This window comes from Azospirillum sp. BE72 (assembly GCF_031455875.1).
Lineage (GTDB): Bacteria > Pseudomonadota > Alphaproteobacteria > Azospirillales > Azospirillaceae > Azospirillum.
This window is the reverse complement of sequence record NZ_JAVDTO010000011.1, coordinates 165164-190850: the sequence shown is the minus strand read 5'-3', so window position 1 is coordinate 190850 and position 25687 is coordinate 165164. Positions and strand designations below refer to the sequence as shown.

Here is a 25687-nt window from a genome sequence, read left to right as displayed (position 1 = left end):
GCAAAGTTTAGCACAATCGCCGCAACTGTCCATTTCGCGCAGGCCCCGCGTGGAACCCCAAGGCTTGGCTGGTGTTTCACTTCCCGACACCCGATTCCGCAACGGGCGGTTCGAAACCGCAGGCGCGGAGCCGCGGAATACCGGAATCCCGAGGAGGAAAGACACGATGCCGAACCGCGACATGACCGGCACCGGCGGAACGACCCCGACCGGCTCCACCACTGGACAGTCGACCGCCGGCAGCAGCTCCACCACCGCCAATACCCCGTCGGGCGGGCGCGGCAGCGTCGATGACATCAAGAAGACCGTCAACCGCGCCGCCGACGACGCCATGGAGACCGGCCGCGAGACGCTGGGCCAGGCCCAGGGCCGCATCCGGTCGTTGCTGGAACAGCAGACCGGCCGCGCCGCCGACCAGTTGGGCGGCGTCGCCAACGCCCTGCACAAGGCCGCCGAGCAGCTGAATCAGGAGAATGGCGGCGTGGTCGCCGATTACGCCGTGCAGGCGGCCGACCGCGTGGAGCGCGTCGCCGACATGCTGCGCGATGCCACGGTCGACGACATCGTCGGCGAGGTCGAGGGCTTCGCCCGCCGCCAGCCGGAGGTGTTCATCGGCGCCGCCTTCGCCGTCGGCTTCCTGGCCGCGCGCTTCATCAAGAGCTCCGGCGAGCGCCGGATGCACCGCGCCTCCACCTCGCTGCGCGGCAATGCCCACCCGTCGCAGTCCGTGCGCAGCACCCGCGGCACCGCGTATGATGTCGGCCGCGACCGCGGCCGCGACATGAACCGCGATTCCGACCGCACGCCGAGCCGCGGCATGGCCGGCGGCATCGCCGAGTCCGTCAGCCGCGGCACCCCGTCCCATAGCGCGGACACCCCCACCACCGGCTCCTCCACCGTCAACACCGGCAACCTCGCCGGCCGCATGGAGTCGGAGCGCGGGGCGGAACGCCTGGGTGAGCCGAAGCCGGCTGCCGCCGGCCGCATCGGCATGCCGCTGTCGACCGCTCCGGCCTCCGTCACCGGCCGCGCCGCGTCGCCGTCGGCCGATACGGCGCTCGGCACCAGCACGGTCAGCACGCCGGCCGGCGTGACGGGGACGACCGGCAGCCCCGGCAGTTCCGTGAATGCCGGCACCACCGGCGTCGGCGGCACCGCCAACACCACCGGCACCAGCGGAACCCAGGGCGGGGCCGCCGGTACCTTCCCCACCTCCAAGCCGCAGGGACAGCGTCCATGAGCGCAGCCGAGAACCGCTATGACGAGCCGCGGGATCCGCGGCAGGACCGGCCGCTCGCCGGCCTGTTCGCCGATCTCGCCCGCGAATCCGCCAACCTTGCCCGATCCGAGATCGCGTTGGCGAAGGCTGAACTGACCGACAAGGCCACCAAGGCCGCCGGCGGCGTGGCTTTCATCGCCGTCGGCGGACTGGTCGCCTTCGCCGGCGTCCTGGTCCTGCTTGCCGCTGCGGTTCTCGGCCTGTCCAACGTCCTGGCCCCGTGGCTGTCCGCGCTGATCGTCGGCGTGGTGGTTCTGGCGGTGGGCGGCATCCTGGCCTATGTCGGCAAGAACCGGCTGAGCCCCGCCAACCTCCGCCCCCGCCGCACCATGAACACGCTGGAAGAGGACAAGCGTTGGGCCAAGTCCCAGCTTGCCCGCTAGGGGCCGGCCGATGGCGGACGACAAACGCAATCCCGAAGCCGGGCAACAGGACCTCGACGCCCTGGAGGGCGACATCCGCGCCAGCCGCGCGCGCATCGACGGCACCGTCGAGGCGCTGCGCGACCGCACCTCACGTCTGCGCGACAGTCTGGCGCGGTGGTCGCCCCAATCCCTGATGGAGAACACCATGAAGCACACCTACACCCCGGCGACGCCGGAAACCCCGTCCCAGCGCGCCCAACAACATCAGTCGGACCGTTATGAGAGCGGCCAGACCGTCCACTACAAAGGGTCGCGCTCACGCTCCTCTTCGGACGGCTCGATGCTGAGCAGCGTCACCAGCAACCCGATCCCTCTCGCCCTGGTCGGCATCGGGCTGGGCTGGCTCGCCCTGTCCAGCACCGGCTACGACCGCCGCATCGCCCGGTCCAGCACGGTTCGTTCCGCCCGCCACCGCATGGGCGACGCCGTCGACTATGCCCGCGAGTCGCTGAGCAGCGCCTCCGACAGCGTGCGCAGCGCCGCCAGTTCCGCCTACGACAGCGCGTCGGGCGCGGTCGGTTCGGCCTACGACAGCGCCTCGGGCGCCGTCAGCGGGATGATGGGCGGTTCGGACGACGATCATGTGTCGGGCCGGGGCGACATCCATGGCCAGCGGCAGTCCCAGGGCTACGCCAGCCGCGGCATGTCGCGTCTGTCCTCCATGGCGCCGTCGACCGACCATCTGCGCCACCGTGCCCACGACATGACGACCGGCTTCTGGGACCTCGTGGAGGATCACCCGATCGTCGCGGGGGTCATGGGTGTCGCACTGGGTGCGGCCATCGGCGCCGCCCTGCCGGGCACCCGCTATGAAAAGCAGTGGGTCGGCGAGTATGCGGACGAAGCGACCGAGCGCGCCAAGGCGATCGCGAAGGACGCGCTCGACCGCGGCACCCGCGCCGCCCAGGCCGCGGCCCAGACCGTTGTCGAGTCGGCCAAGGAGGATGTCCGCGAAGTCGTTTCGGAAGCCACCAACGCCGCACGCGAGGAAGTCAAGAAGCCGGGCTGATCCCCGCTTCCCGGCTGAATCGGACCGACCCCGCGCCCATCCGGCGCGGGGTTTTCCGTTTTCGCCTCCAGGCGCGGCAAACAGTCGCACCGTCGCCCTTCAGCGCCGCCTTGGCGGTAGCGTGATGGATGGAGCGACGCTATAACCAAGCAAGCTTGATGGGTATTCCCGGCGCGTCAGCCATGCACAGGCGCCAAAGCCGCGGAAACCCTGCACTTTAATCGACAAACGCCCCTTGCCCCCCGGATCAATCAGGACTAAATTGGTCCTGTATTCGAAACCGGGGTGAAACGGGGTGCGGGCATGATCCGGCTGAGCAAGCTGACCGACTACGCCATCGTCGTGTTGAGCGAGATGGCGCGCCAGGTCGGCACGGTCCATACCGTCGCCCATCTGGCCGACCGCACCGGCGTTCCCGCTCCCACCGTCGCCAAGCTGATGAAGGCGATGACCCCGGCGGGCCTCACCACCTCGCAACGCGGTGCTGCCGGCGGTTATGCGCTGAGCCGCCCGGCCGATGCAATCTCCATCGCGGAAATCATCACGGCGCTCGACGGTCCCATCGCGCTGACCGCCTGCGTCGACGGTGCCGACAGCCAATGCGGGGTGGAGCAACTTTGCCCCATGCGCGGCGGTTGGGAAAAGGTGAACCGCGCCATTCGCGGCGCGCTGGAGGAGGTGACGCTGGCCGACATGATGGCCCCCATTACCTTCCCGGCCCCGGCAGCCGCAACGACTTCCACTGCCGCCCAGCCGGCCCGCCCTGCGCACTGAACGGCGCGCACCGAACAGCATTCTTGAGAAGGACGAGGCAAAGCCATGGCCGCCCAACCGGAAACCGTCGAGCAGGTCCGCGCCGTCACCGAGCAGAAGTACAAGTACGGCTTCACGACCGACATCGAATCCGACGTCGCGCCGAAGGGCCTCAACGAGGACATCGTTCGCTTCATCTCCGCCAAGAAGGAGGAGCCGGAGTGGCTGCTGGAATGGCGCCTGAAGGCGTTCCGCGTCTGGCAGACGATGGAGGAGCCGCAATGGGCCGCCGTCAGCTTCCCGCCCATCGACTATCAGGACGCGCATTACTATGCCGCGCCGAAGCAGAAGGCCGGGCCGAAGTCGCTGGACGAGGTCGATCCCGAACTGCTGAAGACCTACGAGAAGCTCGGCATCCCGCTGCGTGAGCAGGAGATCCTGGCCGGCGTCGAGGGGTCGGAGGGCAAGAGCCCGGCTATCGCCGTGGACGCGGTGTTCGACAGCGTGTCGGTCGCCACCACCTTCAAGGCGAAGCTGGAGGAGATGGGCATCATCTTCTGCGCGATATCCGAGGCGGTGCAGAAGCACCCGGATCTCGTGAAGAAGTATCTCGGCTCGGTGGTGCCCTACACCGACAACTACTATGCGACGCTGAACTGCGCGGTCTTCACCGACGGCAGCTTCGTCTACATCCCCAAGGGCGTGCGCTGCCCGATGGAGCTGTCGACCTATTTCCGCATCAACCAAGCCAATACCGGCCAGTTCGAGCGCACGCTGATCATCGCCGACGAGGGATCTTACGTCAGCTATCTGGAAGGCTGCACGGCGCCCCAGCGCGACGAGAACCAGCTGCACGCCGCGGTGGTGGAACTGGTGGCGATGGATGACGCGACCATCAAGTACTCGACGGTCCAGAACTGGTATCCCGGCAACGCCGAGGGCGTCGGCGGCATCTACAACTTCGTGACCAAGCGTGGCGCTTGCCGCGGCCGGAACTCCAAGATCTCCTGGACGCAGGTGGAAACCGGCTCCGCGATCACCTGGAAGTATCCGAGCTGCATCCTGCAGGGCGACAATTCGGTGGGCGAGTTCTATTCGGTCGCCATCACCAACAACTTCCAGCAGGCCGACACCGGCACCAAGATGATCCACATCGGCAAGAACACCCGCTCGACCATCGTGTCGAAGGGCATCTCCGCCGGCAAGGCGCAGCAGACCTACCGCGGGCTGGTGAAGATCCTGCCCAGGGCGGAGGGCGCGCGCAACCATACCCAGTGCGACAGCCTGCTGATCGGCGACAAGTGCGGCGCCCACACGGTCCCCTACATCGAGAGCCGCAACCGTTCCGCCCGCATCGAGCATGAGGCGACGACGGCCAAGATCAGCGAGGACCAGCTGTTCTACTGCCGCCAGCGCGGCATCTCGGAGGAGGACGCCGTGTCCCTGATCGTCAACGGCTTCTGCAAGGAGGTCCTGAAGGAACTCCCGATGGAATTCGCCGTGGAGGCGCAGAAGCTGGTGGGCATCAGCCTGGAAGGCAGCGTGGGATAAGGGAGTGCCCTCCCCTCTTCCCCTGGGAAGCGGCGGAGGACGGAGTGAAGCCACCGGACGGCGTGCCGGAAGCCTGAAGAAGACAACGAGGCCAAGACGATGATCGAAATCAAGAACCTGCACGCCACCGTGGACGGCAAGGAAATCCTCAAGGGCGTCGACCTGACCATCCGCCCGGGCGAGGTCCATGCCATCATGGGGCCGAACGGCGCCGGAAAGAGCACCATGTCCTACGTGCTGGCCGGCCGCGACGGCTATGAGGTCACGGAGGGGTCGGTCACCTATTACGGCAAGGACCTGCTGGCGATGGAGCCGGAAGAGCGGGCGGCCGAGGGCGTCTTCCTGGCCTTCCAGTATCCGGTCGAAATCCCCGGCGTCGGCAACACCACCTTCCTGAAGACCGCGATCAACGCCATCCGCAAGCATCGCGGCGAGAAGGAACTGGACGCCATGCAGTTCCTGAAGCTGATCCGCGCCAAGACCAAGGCGCTGGGCATGTCGGACGAGATGCTGAAGCGCGCGGTCAATGTCGGCTTCTCCGGCGGTGAGAAGAAGCGCAACGAGACGCTGCAGATGGCGGTGCTGGAGCCGAAATTCGCCATCCTCGACGAGACGGACAGCGGGCTGGACATCGACGCACTGAAGATCGTGGCGGAGGGCGTCAATGCCCTGCGGTCGCCGGACCGTTCGATGCTGGTCATCACCCACTACCAGCGCCTGCTCGACTACATCATTCCCGACTATGTCCATGTGCTGGCCGCCGGCCGCATCGTGAAGTCGGGCGGCAAGGAACTGGCGCTGGAACTGGAAAAGAACGGCTACCGCGACTTCGGCGCGAGCGAGGCGGCGTGATGACGGCGCAACATCACTCCCCCCTTCACCCCATGACCTATTCGACGCGGGGTGCCGATCCGGCGACGGCGCCGGCCTTCCTGGCGCCGCTCGACCAGATGGGCTCCGGCCTGCCCGGCAGCGGGTTGCCCTGGCTGAACGAGCTGCGTGCCGCCGGGCGTGAGCGCTTCGCCGCCGTCGGCCTGCCGACGATCAAGAACGAGAGCTGGCGCTACACCAACCTGCGCGACCTCGCCAAGGTCAGCTTCCAGCCGGCAGCCCCCGCCGCCGCGGCCATCGACCTGCTGCCGACCGTCCGCGCCGAGGGGCAGGACGGCCCGCGTCTGGTCTTCGTCGACGGCCGCTTCCGCGCCGATCTGTCGTCGGTCGACGGGCTGCCGCCGCGTGTCGATCTGCTGAGCCTCGACGCCGCGCTGACCACCCATTCCGGCCTGCTGGCCGACCACCTCGGCCGCCTCGCCGCGGCGGACGACCGTCCGCTGGTGGCGCTGAACAGCGCCTATCTCGCCGATGGTGCGGTTCTGCACGTGCCGGCCAACGTCCAGGTCGAACGCCCCATCGAGCTGGTCTTCGTCTCCGTCGGGTCGGAATCGCAAGCGACCACCTGCCATCCGCGCAGCCTGCTGATCGCGGAGGCCGGGGCGAAGGCGGTGGTGGTCGAGCACCATGTCGGCCGCGGCGCCGGCACCACGCTGTCGAACCACGTCACCGAGGTGTTCGTCGGCGAAGGCGCCACCCTGCACCATTACAAGTCGCAGCGCGAAGGCGGCGGAGCCATCCACCTGTCGCACATCGCGGCGACGGTGGCGACCGGCGGCTGCTACGACAACTTCATCCTGACCACGGGTGCAAAGCTGTCGCGCAACGAGGTGGTCAGCCGCCTGGACGGGACCGAGGCGCGGACGCATGTCAGCGGCGGCTATCTGGTCCGCGGCAGCCAGCATGCCGACACCACCACGGTGATCGTCCACGCCAAGCCCAACGGCACGAGCCGCGAGGTCTACAAGGGCGTCATCGACGACACGGCGCGCGCGGTGTTCCAGGGCAAGATCACCGTCTGCCCGGATGCGCAGAAGACCGACGGCTATCAGCTGAACCGCGCCCTGCTGCTGTCCGACGGCGCCGAGATCGACAGCAAGCCGGAACTGGAAATCCACGCCGACGACGTGAAGTGCAGCCACGGTTGCACCGCGGGCGAGCTGGACGACGACGCGCTGTTCTACCTGCGCGCCCGCGGCATCGACCGCGACACCGCCCAGGGCCTGCTGATCGGCGCATTCCTGTCGGAATCCCTTGAGGAAATCGCCGAAGAGTCGATCCGCGACGCCTTCCAGGGGATCATCGCCGGCTGGCTGGAGGAGCAGAAGTAACCATGTCCGATGCCATCCTGAACCAAGCCTACGACGTGCAGCGGGTGCGGGAGGATTTCCCGATCCTCGCCCGCAGCGTCCACGCCAGGAAGGGAAAGCCCGGCAAGCCGCTGGTCTATCTGGACAGCGGAGCGTCCGCCCAGAAGCCGCGTCAGGTCATCCAGGCCATGACCCGCTTCCTGGAGGAGGACTATTCCAACATCCATCGCGGCGTTCATTTCCTGTCGCAGACCGCGACCGACCAGTTCGAGGCGGTGCGGACGAAGGTCGCGCGCTTCCTGAACGCGCCGAGCGACCGCTGCATCGTCTTCACCCGCAGCTCGACCGAGGCGATCAACCTCGTGGCTGCCAGCTATGGCCGGACCTTCCTGAACGAAGGCGACGAGGTCATCCTGTCGATCATGGAGCATCACGCGAACATCGTTCCGTGGCAGCTGCTCCAGGCCGAGAAGAAGATCGTCATCAAGGTCGTGCCCTGCGACGAAGACGGCGTCCTCGACATGGACGCTTACCGGAACCTGCTGTCCGACCGCACGAAGCTGGTGGCGATCACCCATTGCTCCAACGTGCTGGGCACCGTCACCCCGGCCAAGACCATCGCGAAGCTGGCGCATGAGCGCGGCGTCCCGGTTCTGTTCGACGGCAGCCAGGCGGTGGTGCATGGCACGGTCGACGTGCAGGACATCGCCGCCGACTTCTACGTCTTCACCGCGCACAAGCTCTATGGCCCGACCGGTCTTGGCGTGCTGTACGGCAAGTACGACCTCTTGAAGAAGATGCCCCCCTACCAGGGCGGCGGCGACATGATCGAGAGCGTCAGCTTTGAAGGCACCACCTTCAAGGCGCCGCCGTCGCGCTTCGAGGCCGGCACGCCGCCGATCACCGAGGTGATCGGTCTGGGCGCCGCCATCGACTATGTCGAGGCTCTCGGCCGCGACGCCATCGCCGCGCATGAACATGACCTGCTGCAATACGCGACGCAGCAGCTGTCGCAGATCGACGGCCTGCGCATCATCGGCACCGCGCCGGGCAAGGGGCCGATCATCTCCTTCGCGCTGGAGGGCGTACACCCGCACGACGTCGGCACCATCGTCGACCAGTATGGCGTCGCCGTGCGCGTCGGCCGCCATTGCGCCGAGCCGCTGGCCGAGCGCTTCGACGTCGGACCGACCGTCCGCGCCTCTTTCGGCCTGTACAACACGCGGGAGGAGGCCGACGCCCTCGTCCAGTCCCTCCAGGCGGTCAAGGAGTTCTTCGGAGCATGATGGACGATCTGCGCGAGCTGTATCAGGAAGTGATCCTGGACCACGGCAAGCATCCCCGCAACTTCCGCCATCCCGACGACGCCAACCGCGAGGCGAAGGGCGAGAACCCGATGTGCGGCGACCGCTTCATGGTCTATCTGACCCTGAAGGACGGGGTGGTCGACGACGTGGCCTTCCAGGGCCGCGGCTGCGCCATCTCCACCGCCAGCGCGTCGATGATGACGGAATTGGTGCGTGGCAAGACGGCGGCGGAGGCGGAGAAGCTATTCCACGCCTTCCACGAGCTGTGCACCCAGGACGAGCCCGACATCCCCGAGGGTGTCGACGATGAGACCATGGAAAAGCTGATGGTGATGTCCGGCGTGCGCCAGTTCCCGGTGCGGGTGAAGTGCGCGACGCTGGCTTGGCACGCCATGAACGCGGCACTGCACGGCGAGGCTGCGGCCTCCAGCGACCAGTATTGAGGGAAGGGGGATCGAAATGCCCGATGAAACCCTGACGCAGCGCCCGATGGCCCCCAATCCGGCGGAAGCCGAGGCGCAGTTGAAGGCGCAGGCCGACGCGGCGAGCGAGGCCTCCGACTCCAAGGAGTTCGCCCCGATGCCCAAGCCGCCCGAGGGCTTCGACCCGCGGGAGGAGATCATGGATCGCGTCGTGGCGGCCATCAAGACCTGCTACGACCCCGAGATCCCGGTCGATATCTGGGAACTGGGCCTGATCTACCGTGTGGACATGGATGGCCAGCGCAATGTCGAGATTGATATGACGCTGACCAGCCCCATGTGTCCGGTGGCCGGCGAACTGCCCGAGCAGGTCCGTCAGGCCGTGCTGGGCGTCGAGGACGTCAACGAGGTCAAGATTGAACTGGTGTGGGAGCCCCCCTGGCACCAGGGCATGATGTCCGAGGAAGCCCGCCTGCAACTGGATATGTTCTGAGCCGTACTGTCTGAGCCTTATTAGGAGACCGTCACCATGGCCCGTTCCCTGCCCAAGGCGCTCACGATCACCGACGCCGCCGCGGAGCGCGTCAAGTCGCTGATGTCCAAGGCCACCGACGAGGTCGTCGGCCTGCGCATCGGCGTTAAGGCGCGCGGCTGCTCCGGCCTCAGCTACGACGTTCAGTATGCAAAGGAAAAGCTGAAGTTCGACGAGGTGGTGGAGGACAAGGGCGTCACCGTCCTGATCGACCCGGCCGCCGTCATGTTCCTGATCGGCAGCGAGATGGACTATGTCGACGACAAGTTCCAGACCGGCTTCGTCTTCAAGAACCCGAACGAAAAGGGCCGCTGCGGCTGCGGCGAGAGCTTCCACGTCTGAGGTCCGGTAGAGCCTCCACCGCTGCTCGCGGCGGTGGAGGAAACATCGTTATAAATCCCGCGCAATTTTGACTCATACCCGCGCTTGTTCTATTGTGATCGCATCGCCACGCAAGGTTGGGGGTGTGAGATGGTGCAGAGCGTTTACAGCAATGCCTGGGCGGCGCTGACCGGCAAGACCAGCACAACCGCAGCGACCCAGCTGTTTTCCAGCAAGGCCGCGCCCTCCCCTTCGGCGACCACGCCGGCAGCAGCGGCCGGCGATACCGTCACGGTGAGCAAGCTTGGCAAGGCTCTGACCGGTATGGCGGCGAAAGCCTTCGAACATCTCGACTCCGACAGCAAGAAGCAGTTGGAGAGCCTGGTGGAATCAGGCCGCGTGTCGGCGGATGGCGCGGTGAAGGGACTGCGATCCCTGGCGAAGAATGCGCTGTTCAATCGCTTCACAACCGAGGGCGGCCATAGTGCTGAAGAGCAGCAGATGGCTGAACGCATGAAGGTACTGCGCGAACAGAACGCCGCCGCGGCGAAAGCCGCTGAGAATCCGGACCATTGGGCGGCGCTTGAGGATCTCGACCGGTTGGGTGAAGCCCAGAAAAACGGTTCTGTCAGCCAGGAAGAAGTCAGCGCCATGCACCGCTCGATCTCCGAGCGCCTCAAGGGATTTGGAAAATCGGATAAGCTGCGGTTCTCCGAAGAAGAGGGCTCTTTGATGGGGGCGGTCTTCACAAGCAAAGCGAATCGCTTCGCCGATCTTGATTTCGGCGAGGACGATCGCGAGAACAGCGCAACGACCAACAAGATCCAGAGCGACGATGAGTTGGAGGCTGCCGAACGGCTCTTTGCTGCCGGCTTCAAACTCGAAAACAACGCGATGGCACGCTTCGCCGCCGATTACGACATTCCAGGGCTGGGAAAGGGCACCATGCCGGCTTGGTTCAGTTTCAAACCGATCAGCCGGTAGAAGCTGGTGCCGTGATGGCTTGGCACTGCCCGCCGCCCCCTCACGACATCGGGTTGGGCGGCGGCTTCGGCATTTCCGGCAGCGGGATGAACTCGCCATTGTCGAGGTCCGGCAGTTTCATCCGCCCGGCGCGCCAGTCGGCCTTGGCCTGCTCGATCCGCTCCTTCGACGAGGACACGAAGTTCCAGTCGATGAAGCGCCGGCCCAGCGGCTCGCCGCCGACGGCGATGACAATCGATTGCGTGGAAGCGGTCAGCACTGCCGGATGGCCGGATCCGAACACGGCCATCCGCCCCGCCTCGAACACCTGCCCCTCTACCTCCACCGATCCTGCCACCACATAGGCTGCCCGTTCCCATCCATCCGCCGGCAGTTCCACCCGCGCGCCGGGAGCGAGATCCCAGTGGATGTAGAACAGCGGTGAATGGGTCTTCACCCCCGCCCTGGCCCCGAACGCCTCGCCCGCCACCAGCCGGCCGCGCACGCCGCCCTGTTCGAAGACCGGCAGGTCGCCGGTGCCGTAATGGCTGAAGGCGGGGTCGGTCTCCTCATCCGCTTCGGGCAGGGCGACCCAGGCCTGGATGCCGTGCATCCGTCCACCCTCCATCCGGGGGCGCTCGAAACGTTCGGAATGGGTGATGCCGCGCCCGGCGGTCATCCAGTTCACCTCGCCCGGCCGGATCGCCTGTTCGGAGCCCACGCTGTCGCGGTGCATGATCTCGCCCTCGAACAGGTAGGTGACGGTGGACAGGCCGATGTGCGGGTGAGGGCGCACGTCGACGTCGCGCGGCAGGCCCGGCTCGAAATCGACCGGCCCCATATGGTCGAAGAAGACGAAGGGGCCGACCATCCGCCGCTGTACGAAGGGCAACACCCGCCCCACCTCGAATCCGCCCAAGCTCTTTCGGCGCTGCTCAATGACCAGTTCCAGCATCGGTTTCCTCCCGGCGGATGGTGTGGCGGCTTGATGTGCGTTCAGGCGTCCGGATTGCGCGGCACGGTCTGGATGACTTCGAACCCTTCGAACTCCGGCGGCCCGACATACAGGGGTTTGCTGGTGCCGGCCTTGCCGTGTGCGGCGCGGAAGGCCTCCGACCGCGTCCAGTCCTGGAACGCGGCTTCCGAGTCCCAGACGGTGTGGGAGGAGTAAAGCCTGAACTCCTCCCGGTCGGGTCCGCGCAGCATGTGGAATTCCACGAATCCCGGAACCTTGTACAGATGGACCTCGCGGTTCAGCCAGACCTCTTCGAAATCCTGCTCCGCCCCGTGGCGGACCTTGAAGCGGTTCATCGCGATGAACATGCGTCTTTCCTTCCCGGCGTTATCGGCAAGCACGACCTTGGCATCGACCTTGACCAGGATAGAGGTTGGGGCCGCCATCCGGCAATCAACCCGGTTTGGCACCGACTGTCCTCCGAAATGCTTACGATCCGTTAATGCAAAGAAGCTCTAATATGAGAAAAGAGGTATGATTGCTGCCGGCCGGATCGGCCGAGCACGCAGCCCCCGGGGGAACGGCATGACCGGAACAAGCGTAGCGCAGACGGCGGCGGACAGGATCCGCTGCAAGCCGCCCGGCACCATTGCGACCATTCTCACCCTGGCCGTTCCCTTCCTGCTGGTCCTCGAAGCAACGTGGCAGACCGGCCCGGTCGATCTTGCCCATTACCTGCCTCTTCACACCTTCTTCGAGATCTTCGCCATCGCCGTGGCTGCCCTGGTCTTTGCGATCGGCTGGCATTCCCACACGGACGAAATGCCGCCGGCCCTGCTGGCCCTGTCCACCGGCTTTCTCGGGGTGGCGCTCTTGGATTTCGGGCATCTGATGTCCTATGCGGGCATGCCCGACTTCGTCACCGCGTCGGGGCCGGAGAAGGCCATCGCCTTCTGGCTCGCCGCCCGCGGGATGGCGGCGGCGGCACTCCTGCTCGCCGCCGCTCTGCCCTGGCGCCCCGGGTCCGCGGCGCTGCGCTACCCGTTGATCGGTGCGGTGCTTGCGATCAGCGCCGCTGCCTTCTGGGTCGTGCTGTGGCATCCCGGCCTGCTGCCGCGCACCTTCATCGCCGGCGAGGGGCTGACGCCGTTCAAGATCGCGGTCGAATACGGGCTGGTCCTGCTCTATGCCGGCGCCGCCCTGGTCTTCCACAGGCGTCGCCGCGAGGCGCGCACGCTGGATGTCCACCGCATGGTGATCGCCGCCATCGCCATCGCGATGAGCGAACTCTGCTTCACGCTCTACTTCAGCGTCTACGACCTCGCCAACGTGGCCGGTCACATCTACAAGGTCATCGGCTACTGGTACCTGTATCGGGCCGTGTTCGTCACCGCGGTCCATCACCCCTACGAGGCGCTGCACCAGTCCGAGCGCGACCTGTGGCGGGAGAAGGAGCGGGCGCGCGTCACCCTGATGTCGATCGGCGACGGGCTGATCGCGACGGACACCGCCGGCCGCGTGACCCTGATGAACCCGGTGGCAGAGCGGCTGACCGGTTGGAGCGGCGGCGAGGCGGTCGGTCGTCCGGTGACCGACGTCTTCGACATCGAGAATGCCGAAACCGGGGAGCGGGTTCCGGTGCCGGTCCAGCAGGTGCTGGAGTACGGCCAACTGGTCGGGCTCGCCAACCATACGGTGCTGGTGGCGCGCGGCGGAGGCCGCAGCCACATCGCCGACATGGCCTCGCCGATCCGCGAACGCGACGGGACGCTGCACGGCGTGGTCATGGTCTTCCAGGACGTGACCGAAACCTATGCCAGCCGGGAGGCGCTGAAAGACAGCCTGTCGCTCAACACCGGCATTCTGGAAAGCGCCGCCTGCGGCATCATCGCCACCACGCTGGACGGCATCATCCGCGTCTTCAACCGCGAAGCGGAGCGGATCTTCGGCTATCCGGCCGACGAGATGGTCGGCACGGCGTCCCTCCCGCGCCTCTATGACGGGGAGGAGCTTCGCGCCCATGCCGAACGGATTGCCGCGGAGCTGGGGCGCACGGCACCTGCGGGCTTCGAGGCGCTGGTCGCCCGCACCCGTGACGGCGGCCTGCCCGATTCCGGCGAATGGACCGGACTGCGGAAGGACGGCGCCCGCGTCGCCCTTTCCGCCGCCACCAGCGTTCTGCGTGACAGCGCTGGGGCGGTGCGCGGCTATCTGACCGTGGTGATGGATGTCACCGAGAGGAAGCGGGCGGAACGGCAGATCGAAAGCCTCGCCTACTACGACCCGCTGACCAACCTGCCGAATCGCCGCCTGCTGCTGGAACAGCTGGACGGCCAGCTGCGCACGGCACGGCAGAAAGGACGGTGCGGCGCCTTGATGTTCCTTGACCTCGACGACTTCAAGGGACTGAACGACGCCCGCGGCCATGTCGCCGGCGATACGCTGCTGCGCGAACTGGCGGCCCGGCTGAACGCCACCCTGCGCCGGGACGATCTGGTCAGCCGCCTGAGCGGAGACGAATTCGTCATCCTGCTGCCCGACCTGGGCGAGAGGCCGGAGGAAGCCTCAGAGATTGCGTGGCGGGTGGCGGAGAAGTTGCGGCTGGCCGTCGCCCAGCCCTTCCGCCTGGACCGCTATGAACACAGCATCTTCGCCAGCATCGGCCTGACCGTCTTCCCCAAGACGGCGGAGGAAACGGTGGAAGACCTGCTGAAACAGGCCGATACCGCCATGTATGCCGCCAAGGACGGCGGACGGAACACCATCCGCGACTATGATCCAGCAATGCTGGTGGACGCCCAGGCTCGCCTGGCGCTGCAGCAGGATCTGCGCAAGGCGGTGGACGCCGGAGAGTTCACGCTGTTCCTGCAGCCGCAGACCAGCGCCGACGGCACCCTGGTCGCGGCCGAGGCGCTGATCCGCTGGCAGCATCCGCAGCGCGGCTTCGTGGCGCCCGGTGCTTTCATCGCGGTGGCCGAGGAATCGGGCCTGATCCTGCCGCTGGGCGACTGGATCCTGATGGAGGCCTGCCATGTCCTGCGCCGTCTGGCCGATGCGGGCAGCAGCTGCCACCTGTCCATCAACATCAGCCCCCGCCAGTTCCGCCAGCAGAATTTCTGCGCCGGCGTCATCGCCGCGGTCCGCGCCAGCCGCATCGACCCGCGCCTGCTGACGCTGGAGATCACCGAGGGCATCGCCATCGACGACTGTGCCGACACGGTCGCCAAGATGTCGGAGCTAGCGGCGGTCGGGATATCCTTCTCGCTGGACGATTTCGGCACCGGCTTCTCGTCGCTGTCCTACCTGAAACAGCTGCCGGTGGGAGAGCTGAAGATCGACCGTTCCTTCGTCCAGGATGTGGACCGCAACAGCCACAACGCCGTGCTGGTGGAAACCATGCTGTCGATCGCCAGCCGGCTTGGATTGAAGGCGGTGGCGGAGGGGGTGGAAACCGCGGCGGAGCGGGATTTCCTGCGCGACCACGGTTGCGCGATCTTCCAGGGCTACTATTTCGACCGGCCGATGCCCGTCAATGACTTCATGAGCAAATACGTGGTCCCGGCAGAGCAGGCCGCCACCGAGGAGCCGGCGCTCGCCTAACCCCATGACGCGCGAACCGGCGGGGGGAAGCCGCTTGAACCTCCCCCCGAACCGGCACGCCGGTTACTTCTGCGCGACCATCTTGGGCTGGCCGTTGCTCCAGACATACATCACGTAGTTCGGCTTGGTGATGTCGCCCTTCTTGTCGAACTCGACCGGGCCGACGACGGTGTCGTAGCTGCCGGAATGCAGCGCGGTCGACAGCTTCTTCCCGTCGGGGCTGCCGGCCTTCTGCAGGCCCTGCGCGATCACCTGCACCGCGGCGTAGCTGTAGAAGGCGAAGTTGCCCGGTTCCGGCAGGCCGGCCGCCTTGAAGGAGGCGATCAGTTCCTGCGCCTTGGGATCGCTGGCGGCCGACGGGCTGTCGGTGTACAGCGTGCCCTCGCCGGCCTGACCGGTGATCGACCAGTATTCCTGGTTGTTCAGGCCATCGCCGGCGATGAACTGCGGCTTCAGCCCCTGCTCCTGCGCCTGACGGACGATCAGCCCCAGTTCCGGGTGGTAGCCGCCGTAATAGACGGCGTCGATCTTCTTGTCCTTCAGGCTGGTGATCAGCGCCGAGAAGTCGCGCTCGCCGGCCGTGACGGAACCGCGGTAGGCGACCTTGCCGCCGGACTTCTCCAGCGTCTCGACCACGACGTCGGCCAGCCCCTTGCCGTAGGCCTGCTTGTCGTCGAGCACAGCGACGTTCTTGCCCTTGAAGGTCTCGGCCAGATACTTGCCGGCGACCACGCCCTGCTGGTCGTCGCGGCCGCAGACGCGGAAGATGTTCGGGTGGCCCTTGGAGGTCAGCAGCGGGTTGGTGGCGGTCGGGGTGACCATCACCACGCCTTCCTCCTGGTAGACGTCGGCGGCCGGGATGCTGGCGCCGGAGCACAGATGGCCGACCACCGCCGCGACCTGATCGCGGACGAACTGGTTGGCGACGGCCACCGCCTGCCGCGGGTCGCAGGCGTCGTCACCCACCTTCAGCACCAGCTTCTGGCCCAGCACGCCGCCCTTGGCGTTGATGTCCGCAATCGCCTGCTTGGCGCCGTACACCGACTGCTCGCCCAGCGCCGCCACCGGACCGGTGGTCGCCGTGCCGAGTCCGATGACGATGTCCGCCTGCGCCGTGCCGAAGCCGGCCAGCAGTGCCGTCGCACTGACGAAGGAAAGGACGGTGAGACGCATTTTATTTCTCCTGGGATGACCATTTTGCGCCGGTCCACGACCAACGGCCCCGGCACATTCCCATTTCTGACCCAAGCGACAGGATTTTGAAAGCGCGATCATGGGTGTCGCAGCGCTTCGATCGCCCCCGCGACCGTTCGTCGCCACTTGGATGTGTCTCACTATTTGGCATCACACGAAACTATTTGACACATCTCTGGACATACGCGAGCATTCAAAAAACAACGGCAACAAACAAATCATGGGCGGAATCATCCAAGCGACCGAGCAGGAGGCGGAGGCCGGCAAGCCGCAGGGCACCGGAACCCAAACCCTGCTGCGTGGACTGGCATTGCTGGAATGCGTGGCCGCCGGCATCGGCGACGTGAAGGGAATCGCGGCGCGGCTGGGCACCCCGCGCAGCACCACCCACCGCATGCTCGTCAGCCTCGTGGCGGAAGGGTATCTCCATCACATCCCCTACAAGGGCTATCTGTTGGGCCCGAAGCTGATCCAGCTGGGGATGAAGGCGCTGGAGCAGCGCCCGCTGGTCGCCGTCGCCCGCCCGCATATCGAGGCGCTCGCACAGGCCACCGGCGACACCGTCCATCTCGGCGTCGAAGACAACGGCGAGGTCTTCTATCTCGACAAGATTCCCGGCACCCGGGGGCTGGAGATGCGGTCCCGCACCGGACAGCGCATGCCCATCGCCTCCACCGGACTGGGCAAGGCCCTGATGCTGGGCATGGCGCCTGCGCGCTGGATGGCGCTGCACGCGCTGCTCAGTTCCCCCGACGCGCCGGCCGACCGGCCGCGTCCCGCAGACTGGCCGCAGTTCGAAAAGCAGATAAACGCCTATGTCGCCCAAGGTTGGGCGAAGGATTTGGAAGAGAACGAACTCGGCATCCGTTGCGTCTCCGCACCGGTACGCGACGGCCGGAATCTGGTGGTGGCGGCGATCAGCGTCGCCAGCGCCGTCCCCTACATGCCTGACGACCGCATGGCCACTCTGGGACCGCTGGTCCGTGCCACGGCGGACGCGATATCCAAGGATTTGGGATGGATCGCAACCTGAACTCTTCCGCCGGCTCCCCCACCGAACCGGCGCTGATCGCGCTGGACTGGGGGACGTCGAGCCTGCGCGGCTTCCTGATGGACGGCGGCGCGCGCGTGCTTGCCGAGCGGGCGTCCGCCCACGGCATCCAGAATCTGCCGCAGCCCGGCCCCGCCGGATTCGACGACGCCCTGGCCGCCCTGTGCGGGGACTGGCTGGATGCGCATCCCGGCCTGCCGGTGGTGGCGGGCGGCATGGTCGGCAGCGCCCAGGGATGGGTCGAGGCCCCCTATGTCACCACCCCGGCCGACGCGACGACCCTGGCCGACAGGGCGGCGCGGGTGGAAACGGCGGCCGGCCGCCGCATCCTGATCGCCCCCGGCGTGCTGCACGATCCGGCCGGCGCCCCCCCCGACGTGATGCGGGGCGAAGAAATCCAGATCGCCGGGGCGCTGGCCGAGAATGCCGACTGGGCGCGGAACGCCTGCATCGCCATGCCCGGCACCCATTCCAAATGGGTCCGCGTCACCGATGGGCGCATCACCACCTTCTCCTCCTACATGACGGGGGAGCTGTTCGCGGTCCTGAAGACCCATTCGCTGCTCGGCCGCCTGATGCCCGCCGACCGCGAGGCATCGCCCGAGGATGAGGCGGCGGCCTTCGCCGTCGGCATCCGCGCCGCGCAGTCCGCCGGTCCCGGCGACCTGCCTCACCAGTTGTTCGCGACCCGCACGCTGGGCCTGACCCGGCGCATGCCGGCCGAGGCGTTGGCGCATTACCTGTCGGGCTTGCTGATCGGGCACGAGCTGCGCTCCGGCCTCGCTTTGCTGGCGGAAATGCCGGCGGGCACGCCGCTGCTGCTGATCGGCGCCCCGGCTCTCTGCAGCCGCTATGGCCGGGGGCTCACGGCCTTCGGCGTCACGCCGGCGGCACAGCTGGGCAATACCGCCCCGCGCGGCCTGTTCCAGTTCGCCGCCGCGGCCGGACTGCTTGCCACCGGCACCACCCCCAGCACGATGAGCGCGCCATGACCGAGCTTTCGCTTTCCGCCCGCTTCGATGCCGCCTTCTCCGCCCTGCCGCTGGTCGCGATCCTGCGCGGGCTGACCCCGACGGAGGCGGAGCCGGTGGCGGCTGCACTCTACGAGGCGGGATTCCGGCTGATCGAGGTGCCGCTGAACTCGCCCGCCCCCTTCGACAGCATCGCCACCATCCGCAACAGCCTGCCGTCCGACGCACTGGTCGGGGCCGGCACGGTGCTGACGCTGGACGCCGTGGACCGGTTGTCCGCCATCGGTGCCGATCTGGTGGTGATGCCGCATGCCGACACCGCGATCATCCGCGCCGCGAAATCGCGCTCGATGGTCTGCACCCCCGGCGTCGCCACCGCGACGGAAGCCTTCGCGGCACTCGCCGCCGGGGCCGACGCGCTGAAGCTGTTCCCGGCAGAGCAGATCGCCCCGCCCGTGGTAAAGGCCCTGCGCGCGGTGATCCCGCACAGCGTGCGGCTGCTGCCGGTCGGCGGCATCACCCCCGACACCATGCAGCCCTTCCGCACCGCCGGCGCCTCCGGCTTCGGGCTGGGTTCGGCGCTCTACAGCCCCGGCCTGCCGGCGGCGGAGATCGCGGCCCGCGCCAAGCGCTTCGCCCAGGCCTGGGGAGAGGGTTCGTCCGGGCGCTGATCGCCATCCCTTTCTTGATCGTCACCTTTCAACGACCGGCGCACAAGCCGGCACACCCAGAGGGAATGCCATGAAGGTCTCTACCCGCCTGACCCGTACCGTTCTGACGGCCGGCCTGTCCGCCGGCATGCTGTTCGCCGGAGCCGCGACCATCACCGGCGCCGCCCTGGCCGCCGACTATCCGGCGAAGCCCGTCGAACTGATCGTCCCCTATGCCGCCGGCGGCGGCACCGACCTCGTCGCCCGCGCCTTCGCCGATGCGGCCAAGAAGCAGCTGCCGCAGTCGATCGGCGTGGTGAACAAGACCGGCGGCGGCGGCGCCGTCGGCCTGACCGAAATCATGGCCGCCCGCCCCGACGGCTACAAGATCGGCATGGGCACGGTGGAGATCACCCTGCTGCCGCACATGGGCGTCGCCCGCTTCACGGTCGACGATTACACCCCGATCGCCCGCCTGAACGCGGAGCCGAGCGCCATCACCGTCAAGGCCGACGCGCCGTGGAAGACGGTGGAGGAGTTCCTGGAGCATGCCAAGGCCAACCCCGGCAAGGTGCGCATCGGCAACTCCGGCACCGGCGCCATCTGGCACCTCGCGGCCGAAGCGCTGGAGGAGAAGACCGGCACGACTTTCAACCATGTGCCCTTCGACGGCGCCAACCCGGCCGTCACCTCGCTGCTGGGCGGCCATATCGAAGCGGTGTCGGTCAGCCCGGCCGAGGTGTCGAGCCAGCTCGCCGCCGGCCAGCTGCGCATGCTCGCCGTCATGGCCGAACAGCGCAGCAAGACCTTCCCGGACGTGCCGACGCTGAAGGAGAAGGGCATCGACCTGTCCGTCGCCACCTGGCGCGGCATCGTGGTGCCGAAGAAGACGCCGGCCGCGGTGGTCGACACCCTGCGCACCGCCAGCAAGGCCGCGGCGGAAGACCAGGCCTTCCGTGACCAACTGGCCAAGATGAACCTGACCTGGGCCTATGCCGACGGTCCGGAGTTCGGTCAGGTTATGCAGAAGGACAATGCCTTCTTCAAGGATCTGATGACCAAGCTGGGCATGGCGAAGTAACGCCGGACCGACGCCGTTCCCGGCGGTCCGCCGCCGGGAACGCCTTCATCGGTTGAGGAGACCGGACCATGAGCAACGCACCCGCAGGGGGCGAAGGCCCCGGCTTTGGCAACGCCATGCCGCTGACGACGAAGATCGCCAACCTCGTGATCGCCGTCGTGCTGATTGCCATCGCGGCGTCGGCCATCGCCGCGACCGGCAATTTCCCGAAGAGCATGCTGGCGGCCGACGTGGGCTCCGCCCGCTTCCCGATCATCCATGCCGGCGCGCTGATCGTGCTGTGCCTGATCCTGATCGCCAACACGCTACGCGCGCCCACCGCCCCGGCGGCGACCGGAGAGGCGCCGGTCGGGATCGCCGGCTATGCGGGGGTCGCCTTGGGCATGCTGGCGACCGCAGCCTGCATCGCCGCCATGGAGTATGTCGGCTATGGCGTGGCCACCGCCGTCTATATGGCCGTGATCATGGCGCTGATGGGGCAGCGCAGCCCGCTTTGGAACCCGGTGCTGGCGGTCGGCGTGACGGCGCTGGTCTATGGCGTCTTCCACTATGCGCTCCAGGTGCCGTTGCCGGTGGGGAGCCTGTTCGAATGACCGCCCGCGCCCTTTTCATGGCCGCACCATACGTCGTGGAGGACCGCCGCCATGCATGAATTCGATCTTCTGATGAACGGTTTCGCCGCGCTGGCGTCGAACCCGCTGGCGCTGTTCCTGGCGCTGGTCGGCGTTACGCTCGGCATCATCATCGGCGCCCTGCCCGGCCTGACCGCGACCATGGGCGTCGCCATCCTGCTGCCCTTCACCTTCGGCATGGATCCGGTGTCTGGCCTGCTGATGATCTCCGGCGTTTTCTTCGGCGGCGTCTATGGCGGGTCGGTGACGGCGATCCTGCTGCGCATTCCGGGCACCCCGGCCGCCGCCGCCACGGCGATGGACGGGTTCGAACTGACCAGGAAGGGCATGGCCGGCGTGGCGCTGGGCACCGCGACCCTGTCCTCCTTCCTCGGCGGCACCGCCAGCATCATCGTCCTGATCTTCCTTGCCCCGGTCCTGGCCGGCTTCGCGCTGAAGTTCAGCGCGTCGGAGAGCTTCGCGCTCGCCGTCTTCGGCCTGAGCATCATCGCCAGCATTTCCGGCCGTTCGGTGATCAAGGGGCTGATCGCCGGCTTCCTGGGACTGCTGATCGCCACGGTCGGCATGGATCCGATGGATGGGTTCCCCCGCTTCACCGGCGGCTATACCGAGCTGTTCAACGTTCCCTTCATTCCGGTGATGATCGGCCTGTTCGCCGCCGCCGAAGCATTCAAGTCGCTGGAGGACCCGAAGGTCCGCCTGGGAATGGCCGCGGCGCTGGGCCGCATCATTCCGGAATGGGCGACCTACCGCCGGATGCTGGGAACGGTGGGGCGCTCCACCGGCCTTGGCGTGGCGATCGGCATCATCCCCGGTGCCGGCGCCGACATCGCCGCCTATGTCGCCTACAACGAGGCGAAGCGGTTCAGCAAGACGCCTGAGAATTTCGGCAAGGGCGAACTGGCCGGCGTGGCCGCTTGCGAAGCCGGAGCCAATGGCTGCACCGGCGGCGCGCTTCTGACCATGCTGACGCTGGGCATTCCGGGCGATGCCGTCACCGCGGTGATGCTGGGCGCCCTGACGCTGCAGGGGCTGCAGCCCGGACCGCTGCTGTTCAAGGAACATGCGGACCTGGTGTTCACCCTGTTCGCCGGCATGCTGTTCTGCTACGTCGGCATGCTCGTGATCGGGCTGGGCTTGCTGCGCGTCATGGGCCGCGTCCTGCAGATGCCGAAGTCGGTGCTGACGCCGGTGATCCTGGTCCTGTGCGTGGTCGGCACCTATGCCATCAACAACAGCCTGTTCGACATCGGCATCATGCTGGCGGCCGGCATCGCCGGATACTTCATGCAGAAGTGGGACTTCCCGGCGTCGCCGGTGGTGCTGGCGCTGATCATGGGCCCGATGGCGGAGGCCAATTTCCGCCGCGCCCTGTCGCTGTCGGGCGGAAGCTATGACTTCCTCTACACCCGGCCGATCACCGTGGTGCTGCTGACCATCGCCATCCTGACCCTGTTCCTGCCGCTGGTGAAGCGCTGGCGCAGCCATCGGGCGGAGACGCGGCAAACCGGCGCCGCCAGTTCCCTGAATCAAGCCTGACCATAAGGAAAGACAGCCATGTTCGACGATCTGAAGGGCCGCCGTGTCCTGATCACCGGTTCGACCCAGGGGATCGGTCTGGCCGCGGCGCAGGCCTTCGCCCGCCACGGCGCCAAGGTTGGCATCAACGGCCGCAAGGCGCCGGCCGAACTCGACTCCACCCTGAAGGCGATGGAGTCCGCGGGAGGCGAGGCGGCCTTCTTCGCCGGGGATCTGTGCAGCAGCGCCGCCTGCAAGGCCGTGGTGGACGCCTTCGTCGAGCGGTTCGGCGGCATCGACGTGCTGATCAACAATGCCGGCGGGCTGGTCGCCCGCAAGCCGCTGGAGGAGATCGACGACGAGTTCTTCGACGCGGTCACCGACCTGAACGCCCGTTCCGCCCTGATGACCACCAAGCATGCCCTGCCCCATCTGCGCCAGTCGGCCAAGGACAGCGGACAGACTGCTTCGGTGATCCTGGTCGGGTCGGTCGCCGGCTATACCGGCGGCGGGCCGGGCGCCGGTCTGTACGGCGCGGCAAAGGCGTGGCTGCACAACATCCAGAAGAATTGGGTCGCCTTCCACACCAAGGAAGGCATCCGCTTCAACACCGTGTCGCCGGGCACCTTCGACACCGCCTTCCATGCCGACAAGGACGAGGCGGCCAAGGCGCGCGTGTCGACCGGCATCCCGATGGGACGTTTCGGCAAGCCGGAGGAATGCGCCCCGACCTTCCTGTTCTTCGCCTCCCATGGCTGCTCGGGCTACATCACCGGGCAGGTTCTGGACGTGAACGGCGGCCAGTTCATGCCGTAAGGGCCCTACCGGCAGGGGGCTGCAGGACAAGCGCCGTTTCCCGCTGTTGTCGGATGACACGGGTAGGAGATGGACGACCATGGCCTCGCAGATTCCCCTGTCGGAAGACAGCAGCGCGATCGATCCGGCGCTCGACGCGCTGCGCAGCGACCATACGCACGAGATCGCGCCCGATCTCGCCTATCGGCGGCTCGGCATCGTCAATGTGGTGTTCTGGGGTCCGCCCGGCGCCGGCGACCGCGAATGGGTGCTGATCGATGCCGGGCTGATGGGCACCAAGGGCTTCATCCGCAGCGCGGCGGCCGAACGCTTCGGCCGCGACTCCCGCCCCGCCGCCATCGTCATGACCCACGGCCATTTCGACCATGTCGGCGTGCTGGAGGATCTGGCGGAGGAATGGGACGCCGCGGTCTATGCCCACCCGCTGGAACACCCCTATCTGAACGGTCAGGCGGCCTATCCGCCCGGTGATCCGTCCGTCGGCGGCGGAGCGATGGCGGCGCTGGCGCGCTTCTACCCCCGCAAGCCGGTGAATGTCGGATCGCGCCTGCGGGCGTTGCCGGAGGACGGGTCGGTGCCGGTCATGCCGGGCTGGCGCTGGGTCCACACGCCGGGACACAGCGTCGGCCATGTCTCCTTCTGGCGGGAGCGCGACCGTTCGATGATCGTCGGCGACGCCTTCGTCACCACGGGTCAGGAGTCGGCCTATGCCGTCGCGGTGCAGCGGGCGGAGATGCATGGCCCGCCGATGTATTTCACCGTCGAATGGGACAAGGCGCGGGAGTCGGTCGCTCGGCTGGCTGCGCTGGAACCGGAACTGGTGATCACCGGCCACGGCGAACCGATGCAGGGGGCGGAGATGCGAGCCGCGTTGCACCGGCTGGCGGACGAGTTCGACAGCATCGCGATTCCGCGCCAGGGCATCTATCTGGAAAGGCCGGCACGGGCGGAGGACGGAACCGCCTATTGCGGACCGGAGGGGTGAGTTTTTGTGCTTGTCCTGAAGGCCCCGGGGCACACTGCCCCGGCTTTCGCGTGATGAGCCGCGGCAGGTGCCCAGGGGCCAAGTGGGCGACTATCCGATCCGGAGCGCTGGTCTTTGCCTCAGGCGTATTGCGCAACGCCATTGCCGAGCGACCAGTTCTCTTTCGCCACTTCGACGATGTTGACGAACACGTCCTGCGGCCGAATGCCGGGATCTTCGCCGAGCAGTTCCACGATCCGCGCGAACAACGCCTTTTTCTGCTCCACAGTGCGGGTATTGTTCGCCGTGATCTGGATGTACACGAGGTCATCTCCTCGTGACACGCCAAGATAAGATGAACTGTAGCGGAAATTCACTGCATCATGCTCGGTGATGGTCATGAACTGATCATCTTCCGGCACGTTGAAGGTTTCGTGCATCGCGCGGTAGAGGCCGTCGAAGATTGCCTGCCGGTAGGCCACGGACTTTCCAGCGCGCAGGGAGATGTGAACGAGCGGCATCGTAGATCCTTTCAAAGATGTCCTCGTTCAGATTAGTCGTGTCACAGTCATTTCCGTATGATATGATTTATTATATCTAAGATAACGGTTTGAAATGATGGAGCAACCTCTCGACCTCGATGCGGTTCGGGCCTTCGTGCGCATCGCCGAATTGGAGAGCTTTACGCGCGCGGCCGAAGCCATGCGGACAACGCAAGCCGCGGTCAGCCTGAAGCTGAAACGTCTCGAAGACAGACTGGGGTGCCGGCTGTTCGAGCGGACGCCGCGGTATGTGCAATTGTCGCCACGCGGCGCCACCTTCCTCGATCACGCTCGTGACCTGCTGGAGGCGCATGATCGCGCGCTCGCCTCGCTGAGTGAGGGGCGCGAGCGTATCGCCATCGGCATCAGTGACCATGTGGCTGGGCCGGAGCTTCCCGCTCTGATTGCGCGGATGAACGCGCAGGATCCGCAATTGGTGATCGAAATCCGGATCGGATCGTCGGGGGACCTGCTGCAGAGCTTCGACCGACGGGAACTCGACAGCGTGATCGTCCGCCTGCATGCAGGGCGCAACGACGGCCAGCTTCTCACCGAGGAACAGTTCGGCTGGTTCGCGTCGCCAAGCTGGCAGCATCGGGCGGACGAACCTCTGCCAATCGCAACCATGGCCGAGCCTTGCGGGGTGCGGGCGTTGGCCGGGCAGCTTCTCGACACGGCCGGAGTGCCTTGGACGGAGATCTTCGTCGGCGGCGGCGTGACCGCGGTGGCGGCGGCCGTCATGGCCGGGCTCGGCGTCGCAGCATTGTCCCCGCGCATGGTGCCATTCGGTGCCGTCGACGTTGGCCCCAGGCTCGGGCTTCCGACCTTGCCGCGCCTGCCCGTGGTCTTGCATACCAGGGTGAAGGATGGGCGGCCGTGCGAGGCGCTCGCTGGACTGGCAGCCGCGTTCAGGAGTGCGGTGCGAGGCTGATGTTCCCAAACAAAAACCC

At 66.9% G+C, this 25687-nt stretch carries 26 protein-coding genes; 22 read left to right on the top strand and 4 right to left on the bottom strand.

Annotation, left to right across the window (positions count from 1 at the left end; translation table 11 throughout):
• Positions 1-166: 166 nt before the first annotated feature.
• The 12 genes from J2Y49_RS22920 (at position 167) to J2Y49_RS22865 (ending at position 10784) form a co-directional block, all read left to right on the top strand.
• Positions 167-1240, top strand: coding sequence for a hypothetical protein (locus tag J2Y49_RS22920; protein WP_310117307.1), 1074 nt, complete (start codon positions 167-169; stop codon positions 1238-1240).
• Positions 1237-1662, top strand: a complete 426-nt coding sequence (locus J2Y49_RS22915) for a phage holin family protein (RefSeq protein ID WP_310117306.1) — start codon at positions 1237-1239, stop codon at positions 1660-1662. The genes J2Y49_RS22920 and J2Y49_RS22915 overlap by 4 nt, the downstream gene beginning before the upstream one ends.
• A gap of 10 nt (positions 1663-1672) precedes the next feature.
• A complete protein-coding gene (locus tag J2Y49_RS22910) occupies positions 1673-2713 on the top strand; it encodes a hypothetical protein (protein ID WP_310117305.1) in 1041 nt (346 codons plus the stop codon).
• A gap of 303 nt (positions 2714-3016) precedes the next feature.
• Positions 3017-3487 (top strand): SUF system Fe-S cluster assembly regulator, encoded by a 471-nt coding sequence (locus J2Y49_RS22905; RefSeq protein ID WP_310117304.1) that lies wholly within the window; start codon positions 3017-3019, stop codon positions 3485-3487.
• Positions 3488-3532: 45 nt separating this feature from the next.
• On the top strand, positions 3533-5017 hold the full coding sequence (gene sufB / locus J2Y49_RS22900; RefSeq protein WP_310117303.1) for a Fe-S cluster assembly protein SufB: 1485 nt from the start codon (positions 3533-3535) through the stop codon (positions 5015-5017).
• A gap of 99 nt (positions 5018-5116) precedes the next feature.
• Positions 5117-5869: a Fe-S cluster assembly ATPase SufC gene (gene sufC, locus J2Y49_RS22895; RefSeq protein ID WP_149199054.1), complete on the top strand. Its 753-nt coding sequence runs from the start codon at positions 5117-5119 to the stop codon at positions 5867-5869.
• Positions 5869-7239 carry a Fe-S cluster assembly protein SufD gene (gene sufD / locus J2Y49_RS22890; protein ID WP_310117302.1) on the top strand — a complete coding sequence of 457 codons (1371 nt, stop codon included), beginning with the start codon at positions 5869-5871 and terminating at the stop codon, positions 7237-7239. The genes sufC and sufD overlap by 1 nt, the downstream gene beginning before the upstream one ends.
• 2 nt (positions 7240-7241) lie before the next feature.
• On the top strand, positions 7242-8504 hold the full coding sequence (locus tag J2Y49_RS22885; RefSeq protein WP_310117301.1) for a cysteine desulfurase: 1263 nt from the start codon (positions 7242-7244) through the stop codon (positions 8502-8504).
• Positions 8501-8968, top strand: a complete 468-nt coding sequence (gene sufU, locus J2Y49_RS22880) for a Fe-S cluster assembly sulfur transfer protein SufU (RefSeq protein WP_310117300.1) — start codon at positions 8501-8503, stop codon at positions 8966-8968. The genes J2Y49_RS22885 and sufU overlap by 4 nt, the downstream gene beginning before the upstream one ends.
• Before the next feature lie 16 nt (positions 8969-8984).
• Positions 8985-9440, top strand: coding sequence for an iron-sulfur cluster assembly protein (locus J2Y49_RS22875; RefSeq protein ID WP_310117299.1), 456 nt, complete (start codon positions 8985-8987; stop codon positions 9438-9440).
• Between the two features lie 36 nt (positions 9441-9476).
• Positions 9477-9821: an iron-sulfur cluster assembly accessory protein gene (locus J2Y49_RS22870; RefSeq protein WP_310117298.1), complete on the top strand. Its 345-nt coding sequence runs from the start codon at positions 9477-9479 to the stop codon at positions 9819-9821.
• Between the two features lie 129 nt (positions 9822-9950).
• Positions 9951-10784: a hypothetical protein gene (locus J2Y49_RS22865; RefSeq protein ID WP_310117297.1), complete on the top strand. Its 834-nt coding sequence runs from the start codon at positions 9951-9953 to the stop codon at positions 10782-10784.
• A gap of 40 nt (positions 10785-10824) precedes the next feature.
• Here J2Y49_RS22865 and J2Y49_RS22860 read toward each other — a convergent pair whose 3' ends face one another.
• Positions 10825-11718 (bottom strand): pirin family protein, encoded by an 894-nt coding sequence (locus J2Y49_RS22860; protein WP_310117296.1) that lies wholly within the window; start codon positions 11716-11718, stop codon positions 10825-10827.
• 41 nt (positions 11719-11759) lie between these two features.
• Complete coding sequence (locus J2Y49_RS22855) at positions 11760-12086, bottom strand: antibiotic biosynthesis monooxygenase (protein WP_310117294.1); 327 nt, start codon at positions 12084-12086, stop codon at positions 11760-11762.
• Positions 12087-12303: 217 nt separating this feature from the next.
• Here J2Y49_RS22855 and J2Y49_RS22850 point away from each other — a divergent pair, with 217 nt between their 5' ends.
• Entirely contained in the window at positions 12304-15318 is a 3015-nt protein-coding gene (locus J2Y49_RS22850) for an MASE3 domain-containing protein (protein ID WP_310117293.1), read from the top strand.
• A gap of 63 nt (positions 15319-15381) precedes the next feature.
• Here J2Y49_RS22850 and J2Y49_RS22845 read toward each other — a convergent pair whose 3' ends face one another.
• Positions 15382-16491, bottom strand: a complete 1110-nt coding sequence (locus J2Y49_RS22845) for a branched-chain amino acid ABC transporter substrate-binding protein (RefSeq protein WP_310117292.1) — start codon at positions 16489-16491, stop codon at positions 15382-15384.
• A 241-nt stretch (positions 16492-16732) separates the two neighbouring features.
• On the opposite strand from J2Y49_RS22845, the gene J2Y49_RS22840 reads away from it, so the two are divergent.
• From J2Y49_RS22840 to J2Y49_RS22805, 8 genes are all read left to right on the top strand, one after another.
• Positions 16733-17545: an IclR family transcriptional regulator gene (locus J2Y49_RS22840; protein ID WP_310117291.1), complete on the top strand. Its 813-nt coding sequence runs from the start codon at positions 16733-16735 to the stop codon at positions 17543-17545.
• Positions 17530-18555: a 2-dehydro-3-deoxygalactonokinase gene (locus tag J2Y49_RS22835; protein WP_310117289.1), complete on the top strand. Its 1026-nt coding sequence runs from the start codon at positions 17530-17532 to the stop codon at positions 18553-18555. The genes J2Y49_RS22840 and J2Y49_RS22835 overlap by 16 nt, the downstream gene beginning before the upstream one ends.
• Entirely contained in the window at positions 18552-19205 is a 654-nt protein-coding gene (locus tag J2Y49_RS22830; protein ID WP_310117287.1) for a 2-dehydro-3-deoxy-6-phosphogalactonate aldolase, read from the top strand. The genes J2Y49_RS22835 and J2Y49_RS22830 overlap by 4 nt, the downstream gene beginning before the upstream one ends.
• Positions 19206-19275: 70 nt before the next feature.
• The gene (locus tag J2Y49_RS22825) at positions 19276-20265 is read left to right on the top strand and encodes a tripartite tricarboxylate transporter substrate binding protein (RefSeq protein ID WP_310117285.1); all 990 of its coding nucleotides are present in this window, start codon (positions 19276-19278) and stop codon (positions 20263-20265) included.
• Between the two features lie 68 nt (positions 20266-20333).
• On the top strand, positions 20334-20858 hold the full coding sequence (locus J2Y49_RS22820; protein WP_310117282.1) for a tripartite tricarboxylate transporter TctB family protein: 525 nt from the start codon (positions 20334-20336) through the stop codon (positions 20856-20858).
• 51 nt (positions 20859-20909) lie between these two features.
• Entirely contained in the window at positions 20910-22436 is a 1527-nt protein-coding gene (locus J2Y49_RS22815) for a tripartite tricarboxylate transporter permease (RefSeq protein ID WP_310117280.1), read from the top strand.
• An 18-nt stretch (positions 22437-22454) separates the two neighbouring features.
• Positions 22455-23231: an SDR family NAD(P)-dependent oxidoreductase gene (locus tag J2Y49_RS22810; protein WP_310117277.1), complete on the top strand. Its 777-nt coding sequence runs from the start codon at positions 22455-22457 to the stop codon at positions 23229-23231.
• A gap of 79 nt (positions 23232-23310) precedes the next feature.
• Positions 23311-24216, top strand: a complete 906-nt coding sequence (locus J2Y49_RS22805; RefSeq protein WP_310117275.1) for an MBL fold metallo-hydrolase — start codon at positions 23311-23313, stop codon at positions 24214-24216.
• Positions 24217-24335: 119 nt separating this feature from the next.
• Here J2Y49_RS22805 and J2Y49_RS22800 read toward each other — a convergent pair whose 3' ends face one another.
• Entirely contained in the window at positions 24336-24716 is a 381-nt protein-coding gene (locus tag J2Y49_RS22800) for a tautomerase family protein (protein ID WP_310117274.1), read from the bottom strand.
• Between the two features lie 97 nt (positions 24717-24813).
• Between J2Y49_RS22800 and J2Y49_RS22795 the strand changes: the two genes are divergently transcribed.
• Positions 24814-25668: a LysR family transcriptional regulator gene (locus J2Y49_RS22795; protein ID WP_310117273.1), complete on the top strand. Its 855-nt coding sequence runs from the start codon at positions 24814-24816 to the stop codon at positions 25666-25668.
• Positions 25669-25687 lie beyond the last annotated feature (19 nt).